The organism is Pseudomonas marvdashtae (assembly GCF_014268655.2).
Taxonomy (GTDB): domain Bacteria; phylum Pseudomonadota; class Gammaproteobacteria; order Pseudomonadales; family Pseudomonadaceae; genus Aquipseudomonas; species Aquipseudomonas marvdashtae.
This window is the reverse complement of record NZ_JABWQX020000001.1, coordinates 3,269,603-3,283,481: the sequence shown is the minus strand read 5'-3', so window position 1 is coordinate 3,283,481 and position 13,879 is coordinate 3,269,603. Positions and strand designations below refer to the sequence as shown.

Annotated in this window: 11 protein-coding genes; 1 reads left to right on the top strand and 10 read right to left on the bottom strand. The window is 58.0% G+C overall.

Annotated elements, in window-relative coordinates; all coding sequences use genetic code 11:
- From HU742_RS14730 to HU742_RS14690, 9 genes are all read right to left on the bottom strand, one after another.
- Nucleotides 1-960, bottom strand: coding sequence for an AAA family ATPase (locus HU742_RS14730; RefSeq protein ID WP_039589986.1), 960 nt, complete (start codon nt 958-960; stop codon nt 1-3).
- Nucleotides 961-1,224: 264 nt separating this feature from the next.
- Complete coding sequence (locus tag HU742_RS14725) at nt 1,225-2,940, bottom strand: ATP-binding cassette domain-containing protein (RefSeq protein ID WP_186644586.1); 1,716 nt, start codon at nt 2,938-2,940, stop codon at nt 1,225-1,227.
- A 33-nt stretch (nt 2,941-2,973) separates the two neighbouring features.
- Nucleotides 2,974-4,146, bottom strand: coding sequence for a YcaO-like family protein (locus HU742_RS14720; RefSeq protein ID WP_225923580.1), 1,173 nt, complete (start codon nt 4,144-4,146; stop codon nt 2,974-2,976).
- A 565-nt stretch (nt 4,147-4,711) separates the two neighbouring features.
- Nucleotides 4,712-5,689 (bottom strand): 2-hydroxyacid dehydrogenase, encoded by a 978-nt coding sequence (locus HU742_RS14715; protein WP_186644577.1) that lies wholly within the window; start codon nt 5,687-5,689, stop codon nt 4,712-4,714.
- Between the two features lie 13 nt (nt 5,690-5,702).
- Nucleotides 5,703-7,001, bottom strand: coding sequence for an MFS transporter (locus tag HU742_RS14710; protein WP_186644575.1), 1,299 nt, complete (start codon nt 6,999-7,001; stop codon nt 5,703-5,705).
- Nucleotides 7,002-7,063: 62 nt separating this feature from the next.
- A complete protein-coding gene (locus HU742_RS14705) occupies nt 7,064-8,017 on the bottom strand; it encodes a sugar kinase (RefSeq protein WP_186640183.1) in 954 nt (317 codons plus the stop codon).
- Nucleotides 8,010-8,792 carry a sugar phosphate isomerase/epimerase family protein gene (locus HU742_RS14700; protein WP_186644573.1) on the bottom strand — a complete coding sequence of 261 codons (783 nt, stop codon included), beginning with the start codon at nt 8,790-8,792 and terminating at the stop codon, nt 8,010-8,012. Before HU742_RS14700 ends, HU742_RS14705 begins: the two co-directional genes overlap by 8 nt.
- A gap of 83 nt (nt 8,793-8,875) precedes the next feature.
- Nucleotides 8,876-9,901: a substrate-binding domain-containing protein gene (locus tag HU742_RS14695; protein ID WP_186640187.1), complete on the bottom strand. Its 1,026-nt coding sequence runs from the start codon at nt 9,899-9,901 to the stop codon at nt 8,876-8,878.
- Nucleotides 9,902-10,276: 375 nt separating this feature from the next.
- Entirely contained in the window at nt 10,277-10,795 is a 519-nt protein-coding gene (locus HU742_RS14690; protein ID WP_186644571.1) for an RICIN domain-containing protein, read from the bottom strand.
- A 345-nt stretch (nt 10,796-11,140) separates the two neighbouring features.
- Between HU742_RS14690 and HU742_RS14685 the strand changes: the two genes are divergently transcribed.
- Nucleotides 11,141-13,294, top strand: a complete 2,154-nt coding sequence (locus HU742_RS14685; protein WP_186644569.1) for a WG repeat-containing protein — start codon at nt 11,141-11,143, stop codon at nt 13,292-13,294.
- Nucleotides 13,295-13,459: 165 nt separating this feature from the next.
- On the opposite strand, the gene HU742_RS14680 is transcribed toward HU742_RS14685, so the two are convergent.
- Nucleotides 13,460-13,813 carry a hypothetical protein gene (locus tag HU742_RS14680; protein WP_186640191.1) on the bottom strand — a complete coding sequence of 118 codons (354 nt, stop codon included), beginning with the start codon at nt 13,811-13,813 and terminating at the stop codon, nt 13,460-13,462.
- Nucleotides 13,814-13,879 lie beyond the last annotated feature (66 nt).

Sequence of the window (13,879 nt, the reverse complement as noted above, 5' to 3'; positions counted from 1 at the left end):
TCAAGCGACTGCGACGACGTCGAGAATCCGCTGCACGACCCGGTCCTGGTCAATGCCGGCGGCTTCGGCTTCGAACGACAGGATGATGCGATGGCGCAGCACGTCGAACAGCACGGCCTGGATGTCTTCCGGGCTGACAAAGTCGCGTCCGGCCAGCCAGGCGTGGGCGCGGGCGCAGCGGTCCAGGGCAATCGAGCCCCGTGGGCTGGCGCCGTAGGCGATCCACTCGGCCATTTCCGGGTCGAACTTGGCCGGGTTGCGGGTCGCCATGATCAGCTGCACCAGGTATTCCTCCACGGCGTCTGCCATGTACAGCCCGAGGATTTCCTTACGCGCCGAGAAAATCGCCTGCTGGCTGACGCGCCGCTCAGGCTTGGTTTCGCCATTCAGTGCTTCGCCCCGGGCCTGTTGCAGGATACGGCGCTCAACCGCGGCATCCGGAAAACCGATCTTGACGTGCATCAGGAAGCGGTCGAGTTGGGCTTCGGGCAGCGGATAGGTGCCTTCCTGCTCGATCGGGTTCTGCGTGGCCATCACCAGGAACAGCGGCGACAGTTCATAGGTGCTGCGCCCGACGCTGACCTGCCGCTCGGCCATCGCTTCGAGCAAGGCCGACTGGACCTTGGCCGGGGCCCGGTTGATTTCGTCCGCCAATACCAGATTGTGAAAGATTGGCCCTTGCTGGAACACGAAGCTGCCGGTTTCCGGGCGATAGATTTCAGTGCCGGTGATGTCCGCGGGCAGCAGGTCGGGGGTAAATTGGATGCGATGAAACTGCGCTTCGATGCCCTCGGCCAGCTCTTTGATTGCCTTGGTCTTGGCCAGCCCGGGCGCGCCTTCCACCAGCATATGGCCGTCGGCGAGCAGGGCGATGAGCAGGCGCTCGATGAGTTTTTCCTGGCCGAGAATCTGCGTTGAAAGAAAGGTTCGCAGCGCCAGCAGCGCTTCACGATGTTCCATCGGTGACTGTTCCTGGAAAGGGTGGCCCAGGCGTCTGGATAACGCCGGGGCTGGGGGCGTTACTTTAATGCATGGCGGGGGGTGGCGACTAACGGGATTTTGTCTGGTGTGCGGATTTGTGATCGGTTTGGATCTGGTGTGGGAGTGGGCTTGCTCGCTCCCACAGGGGATTGGCGGTGGAGGCAGGATCAAGGAGCGCCGCCGATCCATTGTGAGCGAGCCTGCTCGCGATTACCGTAGTAGATCCGGCACCTCATATTTTCGCTAGTTTTGCATCCGAATCTCATCCATCAGCAGCTTGATTGCTGGCCTGTCGATCAGATCCCGCCACGGACCATCCTCCACGATTGCCCCGTCATGCATCACAATGACCCGGTCAAACCGATGCAAGTGGTCAATGTCATGGGTGACACATATCAACCCCTGCCCGGCAAAAACGTCGAATAACAGGTCCCAAAGAGGCGTGGTTAGCCTAGGTTCGATGGATGCGCTTGGCTCGTCGAACATATTGAATTTCCCAGGCTTGTTGATCAGGCGCAGCAGCGACAGGCGTTTGGCTTCGCCTCCGGAGATATTTGATGCATTTTCGCTGACCTGCCGTGTTGTCACGATCTCATCCAGTTCCAGTTGTCGTATGGCTCTTGACAAAATCGGCGATGCGCTGCCTCCAAACAGAACCGACTGTTCAAAAGAGCCTTCCAGAAACCGTGGTTGCTGGGGGCAGTACCTCAAGGTGTCCAAGTGAGCTTGACCGGTCAAAAGTGAAACCGGTACCGAGTCGATACTCAGTTGGTCCCGCATTGATGCATCAAGCCCGGCGAGGACTTCCAGAAAAGTGGTTTTGCCTGCGCCGCTAGGGCCTGTAACGGCCACTGACTGCCCTTGAACAAATGCCAGGGAGCGCTTGATCGACAGGCGAAGCGGTCCCGTTCCTGCCACTTCGCAGGGTCCAAGCTCCAGAACTGAGGATCGGTGGAAATCAACCCACGCCAGCCGATTGCTGCGATCGAAAGCCGGAAGTGATAGCAGACCCTGAAATTGACGCTGGTCTGCAAGGAACTGATCAAGAACACGATACCCTTCAGTCAAGGTTGAAATACTGAGCAGATAACTCCCCGCGATTGAAAAAATGGCAACCAGCTGCCCGACACTGATACTGGGCTGACCCGAAAGTTGGTCCACGACGCCCCAGTAGAGCAATCCCCCAGTGGAAAGGCTTACGAACAGTATCTTGGCGGTGCTCAGCAGGCCGCCAGAGGATGCCGTAGTCACCGCAGCGCTGGCATAACGTCCGAACGCCGCGTTCAACGGGAGCAGGGCAGTAGGTATGGCACTTTCCAGCTTTATGATTTTTCCCGCGTTGAGGGTGTTGTAGAGGTGGGCGCTTAACTCATCCTCCTGTTCATTGACTGCATCGATGTGCTTCCTCCGCCATTTGATAATTTTATGGGTGGCTGCCAGATAGATAATTCCGAACGCCGTCATGCTCAAAAAAATTTCACCGCCCCCTATGTAAATAAAAGCAGCCCCAACGACTATGAATTCCAAGAGTACGGGAAGCGCAATGGTCACAATGAAGGTGAGTAGTTGTTCGTGCGCAGTAATTCCGCGCTCGACCGATTTGATGAAGTGGCCGATTCTCCAGGAGTTGAATAACGAAAACTCTTTGCCTATGAGTTCGGTGATCCACTCAATGGAAGCGTTCATGATAATGCTCTGGACCAGCTTCGACAGCGCATGGAGTTGCAAAGGAGTGATGATGGCATGAATACATCCCGCGATAATCAGGCCTGTCGTCAGTGCGAGCAGGGTGCTGGATGCTGGATTTCCAGTGCCTTGCAGGGTGTCGATGATGGTTCCGAGTAACAGTGGAGGGGCAAGTGTAATCAGTTTAAGTGCGATGATTGTGGTTATGGTTATTGCTAGAAGTCTGGTGTGTTGTTTGCAGGCGTTTTTTATCATTGCCCAGATGCTGTGCATGTACTCGCTCCTGGTTGCTTTGTGTTCGATAATTCAACCGCGTAACACGTACTGAGGCACCACCAGGCGACCGTTTCTAATGATATTGAAGCGCTCAAGTCCTGGAATGTAAATTTGAGTGACGAAGCTATAGTCTGAAAAACGAGCTACTGTTCGGCGGAATATTTTCATTCTTTTATTTGATAGGTTTTTTTGCAATTTTTCTAATTGTTCAGAGACTGTTAAGGGGGCGATGTGTGCAGGGGTGTCAATTATAGGAAGTGTCGCTCTCATGAGTGGTGCGAAGTCAATCAAGCATTTCAGGTGCCTTGATTTAGATAATAGGTCAAAGGTTTCTCTATCTATGGATTCTTCAGCGCCATCATATAAGTCCTCGGACTGGAACTGTTCAGTAACTGCCCTTTGGATTGCAGTATGGATTTCAAGCGAGCATCCGGAGCCGATGGGTGAAAGATGGTGAGCTCCAGGGCCCCCTTTGGGAAATGCCACTGCAAAATAAACTGACAGCACGTCCTTGATAATGATCACTTGCAGTCTGTTCGCTGACGCCAAGGCAGCAGGGTGGCTCCCCAGCGCTGTTTGAAGCAACGCGACAGAAGGTGTGTATAGTTCCATTGCCGGGCCGAGGCCACAGACAGTCATGTAGAAAAGAGAAAGGATATGCCTCTCGATTGTTTCGTGGGTACCATGTAACAGTGCTTCGTTCTCTGTGCAACCAAAAGCAATTCCTGAGTTTGACGAGTAGCGAGATAGAAAACGCAGTGCGGAATTCGAATCGCCGTGGATGTTTTGCGTCGTTTCAGGGCATAGAAGGACGCACGGCGCGAATAGCTCCTCATTGTTGTTGAGCGAAGTAAGCCTAAAGCATTCGATTAATTTTTCGGTGTGAGGCAGGCTGGTAAAAATTCCATCGTCTGTAACTGCTTTTTGAGTAGCTATCTTGTCGGAGCGGTATCCTATGGGAGCATCAGCAAGAGGCTGAAACGTGCTGAAGTGTTCAATGCTTTCTGCCAGTGCGCCTATTAGTGAATCTGGTCCCTTGCCTGCTCCCGATTCAACGAGGTTGTCGTTATCATCAAACAGTTCGGCCGTTGCTACTAACTTGGATGATGTCGTATATCGTGTTACTGCACTGAGGCCCAGTGTATGGAGCGTGGACATGATATTGAATAGCGCTTCGGTGGGTGATAGTTCTCGTTCTGACATATGGATCTCCATTAAAGGATGCCGAAAGGGGATCCTTTCGGCATCTGTTCGCCGATAATTAATCGGTCACTGGCTTAATTGGTCAGTGACGCAAAAAAATCGGCTTCCGTTGCGAGGAGGTCTTTAGAAAAGCCTAATGCCTGCGGCAGGCCAAAGAAGGTGTTATTTATTTCAGAGCGTTTTCTACCCATGTCGGTTACTCCAATGTAGTTGATGGGCGTCGCGACGCGAGCGCCCAACTTGCGTTTGTTCGCAAGTGATTAATTAATAGCATTGGGGTGAGGTGAAGGCTATTGCGCGACTTCCGAGGCTGACGTAGGTTCGTTCTTGCCGTTGAGTAGGAGGGGAGTGTAGGAATGTAGCTGCTTTGTTGAAAGTGTGGTTTCTCTCTACTGTTCTCGCCGTTTGGGATGTTTATATTATTTTAAGCAAGGATCAAAAGGATAATCTGGCAGCGGTGTTTAAGGCGGGTGTGCCCGGAAAGGTTGTGTTGCTTGAATCTCTAAATGAACACAGTTGCCATCGCGACCCTGCTCGCGATGGCATATTCGAAGGCGGCTATAGGTCAGCCTATCCACGCCCCCGCATTCACCAGATTCACCGGCCGCTCACCCGCCAATGCCGCCAACAGGTTGTCCACGGCACAGCGCGCCATCGCTTCCCGCGTCTCGTGGGTGGCCGATCCCATGTGTGGGGTCGCTACCACATTGTCCATCTGCAATAACGGCGAATCCGTACTCAAGGGTTCACGCTCGAACACGTCCAGCCCCGCGCCACGGATCTTCTGGTTGCGCAGGGCCTCAATCAACGCCGCTTCATCTACCACTTTGCCCCGGGAGATATTGATGAAGATGCTCTCGGGACGCATCTGCGCGAAGGCTTGTGCGCCGATCAGCCCGTGGGTATCGGCCGTGAGCGGCAAGGTCAAGCAGATGAAGTCCGCCTGCTGCAACAGTGTTTCGAGGCTGCAATAACGTGCGCCGAACCGCTGCTCCACCGCCGGCTTGGGCGAGTGGCTGTGATAGAGCACCGGCATGCCGAAACCGAAATGCCCGCGCTGGGCCAAGGCTTCGCCGATGCGTCCCATGCCGACGATGCCGAGAGTCTTGCCGTGGACATCGCTGCCGAAATGCTTGGCGCCGATGCTCTGCTGCCATTGCCCGGCGCGGACCAGGTTGGCCAGCTCCACCACGCGGCGGGCGGTCGCCAGGATCAAGGCGAATCCGGTGTCGGCGGTGGTCTCGGTCAGCACATCCGGCGTGTTGGTGAGCACGATCCGCCGTTCGGTCAGGTAATCGATATCGTAGTTATCGACCCCAACCGAAACACTGGCGATCGCCTCCAGGTGGGGCGCCAGGTCCAGCAGCGACGCATCGAGCCTGAGGCTTGCGCCCAGCAGGCCATGGGCGCTGGGCAGGGCTTCGCGCAGTTGGGCCAGGCCCTGCTCATCGAGGCGCTCAATCAGGGTGACCTGGGCCTGCGCTTGCAGGCGTTCCATCAATTGCGCTGAAAGTGCTTTGTACACCACGACGTGTTTTTTCATGAGGATTCTCGATTCAGGAACGGGCGGGCGCCGGCTGTGGCGTCGCAGTTTTGGACACGACCCGGTCGCTGGCGCCGGGCTTGAGGGCGAGGGTCAGTACCACCGACAGCAGCAACGCGCCGCTCATCAACAAGAAGGACATGCCGGTGGAGCCGGTGGAGCCGTTGAGGTAGCCCACCAGGTACGAACCGCCGAACGAACCCAGCGCGCCCATGCTGTTGATCAATGCCATGGCGCCGCCGGCGACGTTGGCCGGGAGGATCTCCGGGACGATGGCGAAGAACGGACCGTAAGGCGCATACATGCAGGCGCCGGCGATCACCAGCAAGGTGTAGGACCACCAGAAATGCTCCGCCCCCAGCAGGTAGGAAGCGTAGAAGGCGATGGAGGCGACCAGCAACGGCGGCCAGACAAAGCGCTTGCGCTTCTGCACTTTGTCCGACGCCCAGGAGACGATCAGCATCGCGATCACCGCCGCCAGATAAGGCAGCGATGACAGCCACCCGGCTTCGACCATGTTCATCTTCAGGCCGGCCTTGAGGATCGATGGCAGCCACAGCACGAAACCATAGACGCCGATGCTCCAGCAGAAAAACTGCAGGGCCAGGATGATCACCTTGGGCGAGCGGAAGGCCTCGGCATAGTTCTTCACCGCCTTGATACCGACCTGCTCGGCGGCCAGCGCGCTTTCCAAGTCTTGTTTTTCCTGGTCGGTGAGCCACTTGGCCTGGGCCGGGCGATCATCGGCCAGGCGCCACCAGACAAAGGCCCAGAGCACCGCCGGCAAGCCTTCGATGATGAACATCCAGCGCCAGTCGAATTGCTCCACCAGATAGCCCGAGACCACGGACATCCACAGCATGGTCACCGGGTTGCCAAGGATCAGGAAGGTGTTGGCGCGCGAGCGTTCGGCGCGGGTGAACCAGTGGCACAGGTAGACCAGCATCGCCGGCATCACCGCGGCTTCGACCACGCCGAGCATGAAGCGGATCACGATCAGCCAGTACGCGTTGGAGACCACACCCGTCAGGGTCGCCAGCGAGCCCCAGAGGATCAGGCTGACGAATATCAGTTTTTTCACGCTGTGTTTTTGCGCGTAGATCGCCCCGGGTATCTGGAAGAAGAAGTAACCGAGGAAAAACAGCGCGCCCAGCAGCGACGACAACCCAGGCGTAATCATCAGGTCCTCGGCCATTCCCGAGGCGGCGGCGAAACCGTAGTTCGCCCGGTCGAGGTACGCCAGGCTGTAGGTGATGAACACGATGGGCATGATGTACCACCAGCGGCGGGCGGCGAGATTGAGCGTTTGCATGTCATGACTCCTGAGCTTGTTGTTTTTGTTCAGCAGGTGCGTTTGAGAGACTTCTCCAGCCTCTATTGGCAGCAGGCGGCCTCGAATTCAGCCGATAACTCCAGGCGCGTCGGTAGACCTTCCATGTCCCCGCGACTCTGCACCGCGCGGCTGCCAATCCAGTTGGCGCGTCGTACCGCTTCGGTGACGTCGCGGCCTTCAAGCAGCGCGCTGATCAGGCCGACGGCGAAGCCATCACCGGCGCCCACGGTGTCCACGACCCGGGGAACCGGCACGGCGCCAATAAAGCCCTGGTCCAGTGCGGTGCGGTAATAGGCCCCGTCGGCGCCGAGCTTGACCACCACGACTTCGGCGCCCTGGTCGAGGTAGAACGCGGCGATGTCGGCCGGATCTTCACGGCCGGTCAGCAAGCGACCTTCGCCAAGCCCCGGCAAGACCCAATGAGCCAGGGCAGCGTGACGATTGATCTCGCGGATCATCATGGCTTCGCTGGCCCACAGGCTCGGGCGCAGGTTGGGGTCGAACGAGAGGCTGCGACCGGCCTCGCGCATTCGGCTCATCAATTCAAAGGACATTTCACCGGCCGTGGCCGACAGCGCCGGTACGATGCCGGTGGCATGCAGGTGACGAGCGCCCAGCAACGGCGCGGCGATGGATTCGATCGATAGATGACTGGCCGCCGAACCGCGACGGAAATACTCGACTTGCGGGTCGCTGCCATCGTCGGTGCGGGACTTCAGCTGAAAACCGGTGGGATGCGCCGGATCCACCGCCACGTGGCGACAGTCCAGGCCTTCTTTCTCCAGCGTCTGCACCACGAAACGTCCGAGAGAGTCGGCGCCGACCCGACTGAGCCAGGCGACATTGAAGCCCAGTCGCGACAAACCGATAGCCACATTGCTGTCGGCCCCGGCGATGCGCTTGTGAAATTGACTGACGCCGGCCAAGTCGCCGGTCTGGTCGGCCACTAGCATCGCCATGGTTTCGCCGAACGACAACACATCGAATTCACGCATTGGCAGGCTCCCGGCGCGATTGTCCGAGGCGCGACAAAGTGGTGACATGTTCCGCGGTCAAGGCCAGCAGGTCATCGCCTTGCAGCGGGTATTCGGCGGCACGCATCACGCCGACGGGCATGTGCTTGAACAGTTGCTCCCACAGATGCAGGTCTGCCAGGGCCGGGGGCACGGCGATCAGCTTGCCGTCGGCGCACCGGGCCACCGCCTTGCAGTGCACATACGCCACATGCCGTCCGAGTTGTCGGGCCGCCACCGAGGCCGATTGGTCCTGCCATTGCCAGTTGCCAATGTCGAAGGTCATGGCGACAGGCAATCCGCGCTCTTCGATGGCGGCGAAAAAACGTTGCAAGGGTTCGACCCGCCCACCTTGCAAGGTCTGGTCATTTTCCACCAGCAGTTGCACGGGACTCGCCGCGAGCCTGTCGGCGAGGGCCGACAGGTCTTGGGAGTCGGTGAAGTGTCCGAGGGAAACCTTAAGCCACGTCGAGCCGAACGCCTCGCAGCGTTGCAGGGCAACGATCAATTCGGGATTGGGTTTGGACTGGCCGGGAAGCCAGAGCTCAAGGGGCGACGAATAGACACTCTTCAGCCCTTGGGCGCGCGCGTCGGCGGCCAGCTCGGTGGGTTGTTCAGTGGTGAGCAGTTCTTCGCGCCATTCGATTCGCGAGGCACCGGCGGCGGCCAGCAGCGCGATGAAGCTGCCTTGGCCGTGCTGGCGCACCAGGTCGGCGCCGTAGCTGGAGAGGCTGATGGAAACGGGTGGGTTATGCATTGTTCTTGTACCTCTGAAACCGGTTTCAGTTTTGTTCAAAAAAAGGGCTTAGCCTTGGATTTCATCACCTGCAGGCCAGGCAATCATCGAAGGACCCCGCGCGTCGATCCACGCTCAATCAACTGCGCCGCAAAATCCAGGGTCCGTACCGGCCCGTTGTCGCCACGCAAGCGCTTGAGCAGGCATTCGAACGCGCTGGCGCCGATCTGCGCCGTCGGCTGTGCCAGGGCGGTGATGCCGCTGCCTACCAAGGGATACCAATCGAGGTCGTCGAGGGCGATCAGCCCAACATCGTCGAACAAATGGCAACCCAATTGGCGCAATACTTGGGTGGCGGCCAGCGCGGCGATGCCGTTGGCGCAAAAGAGTGCCTTGGGGCCGTGGCCTGGCTGGGCAAGGAAGTCTTTGATGCGCCCGGCCAGTTGATCGCAGGTTTCCACCACGGCGCCGGCCAGGGCAGGGCGGCGCTCGATGCCGGCCTTGAAACTCTCGACTCGCTCGATGCGCGAGCTGGTGCCGTCGAACGGCTCGGTCACCAGCAGCAGATCGCGGTAGCCCCGCTGTCCGAGGTGGTCGAGGGCCATTTCGACGGCCGCCGGGTTGTCCAGTCCCACCAAGTCGCTGTCGAGCCGATCGACCTTGCGATCCACCAGCACCATGGGCATTTCGCTGCGCAGTTCGAACAGTTCATCACGGTGATGGCCCAGCGTGTTCACGATCAGCCCTTCGATGTTGTAGGCGCGCAACAGCGCCAGATGCTGGCGCTCCTGCTCATCATCGCGGTCGGTGTTGCACACTACGAGGCTGTAGCCGTGGCGACGGCAGGCGGTTTCTACGCCATGCATCACGGCAATTGAATAGGGGTTGCGGATATCGGCCACGAGCATGCCGATCAAGCGTGTGCGCCCGCGTTTCAGGCCGCGGGCCATCTGGTTCGGCCGATAACCCAGCTCGCTTATCGCCTGTTCTATGCGCCGGGCGATGGCTTCGGAAAGCAGCGCGCGGTCCTCGCCGATGAAACGCGAGACGCTGGCCTTGGAGACCCCGGCGCGTTCGGCGACATCTAACATGGTCACGCGGCTGCGCTGGGCGGCGGAGAAAGAATTCACGGATTGAAACCTGCTTATTGGATTTATTAGCGGCTCTGAAACCGGTTTCAGGAAACACCAGAACCCATTCTTTCGTCAATAGCGTTGGTTCAGAGGAGCGACCGACGGTTGCCTCCTCGGTAAAACCGCCCGCTAGCGACAGAACCCTGCGGTTTGGTCAGTTCTATGCCCGGAGGTCCTTAGCAACAACTGGATTGCCGGACTGTCGACCAGCTCCTGCCAATGGCCATCGTCAACAATCAAACCGTTGCAGGAGGCTCCCGAAACTACACCGAAGGCGTTCGGTGGCAAATGAGAGACCTCGAAACCCCTTATGAAGTTAGAGATTGAAGGCAGGGAGATGCCTGCCTTCCTTGGTTTGGTCCACGCTTGTGCTCATACTCTTGCGAGTTTGAATTGCTGGTGTGCCGATGATCCTTGTGCGTGATGGCGGTACACGCAAATGTTGGTGTTATCCGCTGTGTTAGCGCCAGCGACATCCATTACCAGGCCATCGTATTTGTTTTCGAAGAAAAAATATCCGTTGCCGACCTCTTTCAAAATCCAGTATTGGCCTCGGCTACGGGTAAGTTTGGAGGCGATTACGCTGTCATCGCTGGCCTCTCCAAGTGCTAGGTTTTCGTCCCTTTGATTGAGAATTAAGTAGTAGCCATCATTGGTTCGTTCGGTAAATCGCCATTGGGATGCCTTGTCGGTAGTGGAACTGAAAAGTTTGACGTTGTGCATGCCATTAGGTGTGCTTTGATGACTCATGTCGACAAGCTTCACTGCTGGGTTCAAACATGAATAGATTCGGTAAATATAACGTTCGTCTACTGTGACCACGGGGCCGGGGGCACCTTGTACTGTCTCCAGGGGAACTTCGTCTTCACGAGGAGTGGCGTCATCGTTCATGATTGCGGTTATCCATTAGGTAAACGGGATGGGGTCTTCGTTATTTGCTCCACCAGTTAGGACCCGATAGTCGACGCGTGTCAGCTGTTAGAGTTGACAGTGGCGATAGACGGTATGCCTTCCGCGTAAGGGAATCACACTTTCCCGCCGCCCGAATTCAGCAGACTCATCGGCCGCATACCCGCCAACACCACCAGCCAGTTGACCACCGCACAGCGTGCCATCGCTTCCCGCGTGTTGGCAGGCCGAAGTGACAGAGAACTCGGGCCAGCCAAGCTATTTGCAGCGCGCCAGGCCGTGTGGTTAGCTGCCTGCCTTCCCAGCCCTTTGACGACCGAAGCCACCATGAATGTTACCCAGCCTCGTTTGAGATTGCTGTCGATTTTGACGGCCACCCTGTTGGTGGTGGGCTTTGCGTCCTACACCCTGTTTCACCACAGCGGGGCGCCGGCCGATGAAGGTTTCGTCGCCGAGGACTTGAACGAAGGCGGCCTCGAGGACATCGGCACATTGGCGCTGCCCGATGTCAAGAAACGCCTCAATTATTTGATCCAGGACACCGGTGAAACCCTCAGGTCCCTGGAACGGTTCAGTGACGCGCAGTTGAGCTTGAGTATCGAGACAAGCGAGCCAGCCGAGGAGCAATCGTTGCAGTACGAGACGCTGTTCGTCCCGTTCACCAGCGCGCAACTGAAAGCTGAGCTGGCATCGATCCAAGGCCTGCGTTTTGCCCAGCGGCTGTTTGCCGACGGTTCCGAAGTGAGACTGGATACCAACAGCCTCGATCCGCTCTGGAAGCGCGCGGCCATGCCGAATGAACCGACTGCCGAGCAGTACCTGCCGCAGCGCCTGCGTTTTCGCGATGGCAGCGAAAAAAGCTTTGCCGACCTGAAGGCGCCGCCGCAGGTCGAGCCCGACGACATGATCTCGTCCCATGACGCCTTCGCGCTTTCGGTCAACAAACCCCTGGCCAGTCTGGGCCTGACGGTTTCTTACCGCAGCTATCCGGCGTTCCGCAAAGTGGTCCTGGACAAGGATCACCCAAGCGTGACCCTGGACGACGGCCAGTCCTTCCAGCTCACGGCATTGGGTGACGCAAGCGCTTCCGTGCGCCTGAGTACGCCGAAGATGTCGACCTTCGTGTTGCAAGGGCTGACCGAGGAGGGCAAGGCGCTCTACAGCAACGGTAACAACTCCCGTGCCTTCCCGTCTGAAGGCGATATTGCGGCATTGCGTACTTATTACGACGCGCTGCTGCAAACCAAGGATGATATTGCTCAGCTCAAGACCGGCCAGGCAGTACAACAACAGCTGGAGCGCGTCACCCAAGCGCTGGTCGCTCAGGCCGGGCCATTGAAAAACACCGAGGTCGACTACCGCTTCGAGGCTACCCCGCAGCGTATCGTCATTCATGTGCTCGATCCGATGGAAGACAACACCGTCGAATTCGCCGCGGTCGACAACGTCCTGGCGGAACAAGCGCGCTACATCGCCCTGGATCGCGAGGCCGAGCGCTACGGTTTCGTCGATCCGGCCGGACAGTGGCTGATCAAGCCCCGTTGGGTGCAGGTGCAGGACAGTCTGATGGCCGATGCCTACACCCTGTTCATCGCGGAAAAATCCAGCGACCCCGAGTCGGACGGACAGGCGTTACGCAGCCAGTTCGCCTATTTCCCCGCCGGGAGCAACAAGCTTGTCGACCTGCCGTTCGAACACATCACCGAAGAGTTGCGTGATGGCCTGCTGCTGGTGGAGCGTGAAACCAACGGACCTTATGGACTCTACGATGCCAAGGGGCACCGTTTCATATTGCCGATGAAATTCGTCAACCCCACGGTGACCGACAACCTGTTCATCGCCCGTCTCGGCACTCGTACCTATGCGACGGAGGGGCTCTACGGCGCCTACACCCTGGACGGCAAGGAAGTCCTGCCCGCGCGGTTTTCAAGCATCGAGCACAGCGACGGCTACCTTTACACCAGCTCCCCCGACGGCAATCGCCAGGACGTTTTCAACCTTCAAGGCAAGCGGATCAATCTTGAAGGCTACAACGTCAAAGGTCGTTTTGTCGGGCAACAACCGCTGCTGCTGCAGGACAACAAGAACGGGACGTTCGTCTTCATCAATCGCCAGGGTGCGCGGTTGCCGATCAAACTGCCGTATGACGAGGTGGAACCGTTTTCCAACGGCATGGCAGTGGTCGGGCGTGACAGCCTCTACGGTGCCATCGACCGGACTGGCAAGTTGCAGATTCCGCTGGATTACAGCCAGATCAACGCATTCCAGACCCGCTACGCCGCTGCTACCCGGGCTGGCGATGGTTCAGGGTTGGTCTTGATCAGTCAAGACAACAAGTTAATCAAGGAACTCGGCTCCTACACCAGCATGAAGGTTCCGGATAACGGCAATGAAGCCCGTTATTACGTGAGGGGGCCGGGTAACAGCGATGAATACCTGGTCTATGACGCCGATGGCAATCAGGTGCGGCAATCCGAGTGACACCCCGACCCCGTGGCGAGGGAGCTTGCTCCCGCTCGGCTGCGTAGCAGTCGCAAGTCGACCGATGCGGTTTATCTGCCGTATTCGTGGTGCCTGGTTTTGGGTTTGCTGCGCAACCCAGCGGGAGCAAGCTCCCTCGCCACAGGAGCGTATTCGCCTTTGGTTTCAGAGTTGGCTGATATAGGTGCCGGTTCCCTTGAGGATGTTCTGCAACGTCAATTCCACTTCCGCCAGGTCCGCCGCATCGCTGCTATGAGTGATTTCCAGCACATCATCGCCGTTGAGCGCGTCGGCATCCGCCGCGGCGATTTCGATTTTCAACAGCGTCGCGCTGAGCGTGACCTTCACGCCATCCAGCGTCGAGGGTTCGTCGCCGAGGGTGATTTCCAGCTCGTCTTCGTCGGGGTAGCGGGTCATCAGGAACATGTCGCCCTGGCTGCTGTGGCAACACAGCATGGCCATGTTGTCCTCTTCGTCATCGCACGGGTTGGCGATCAGCAGGGCAGTTGTCATTTTCATCGGGTGGCTCCTGGCTCGATGAGCCGTCAAAACGCGAAAAACCGAATTCTGCCAGCCTGGACGATT

What these genes read in the sequence shown, in the direction of transcription:
- HU742_RS14730 (WP_039589986.1), bottom strand. Translation starts at nt 960, where the DNA reads ATGGAACATCGTGAAGCGCTGCTGGCGCTGCGAACCTTTCTTTCAACG.
- HU742_RS14725 (WP_186644586.1), bottom strand. Translation starts at nt 2,940, where the DNA reads ATGCACAGCATCTGGGCAATGATAAAAAACGCCTGCAAACAACACACC.
- HU742_RS14720 (WP_225923580.1), bottom strand. Translation starts at nt 4,146, where the DNA reads ATGTCAGAACGAGAACTATCACCCACCGAAGCGCTATTCAATATCATG.
- HU742_RS14715 (WP_186644577.1), bottom strand. Translation starts at nt 5,689, where the DNA reads ATGAAAAAACACGTCGTGGTGTACAAAGCACTTTCAGCGCAATTGATG.
- HU742_RS14710 (WP_186644575.1), bottom strand. Translation starts at nt 7,001, where the DNA reads ATGCAAACGCTCAATCTCGCCGCCCGCCGCTGGTGGTACATCATGCCC.
- HU742_RS14705 (WP_186640183.1), bottom strand. Translation starts at nt 8,017, where the DNA reads ATGCGTGAATTCGATGTGTTGTCGTTCGGCGAAACCATGGCGATGCTA.
- HU742_RS14700 (WP_186644573.1), bottom strand. Translation starts at nt 8,792, where the DNA reads ATGCATAACCCACCCGTTTCCATCAGCCTCTCCAGCTACGGCGCCGAC.
- HU742_RS14690 (WP_186644571.1), bottom strand. Translation starts at nt 10,795, where the DNA reads ATGAACGATGACGCCACTCCTCGTGAAGACGAAGTTCCCCTGGAGACA.
- HU742_RS14685 (WP_186644569.1), top strand. Translation starts at nt 11,141, where the DNA reads ATGAATGTTACCCAGCCTCGTTTGAGATTGCTGTCGATTTTGACGGCC.
- HU742_RS14680 (WP_186640191.1), bottom strand. Translation starts at nt 13,813, where the DNA reads ATGAAAATGACAACTGCCCTGCTGATCGCCAACCCGTGCGATGACGAA.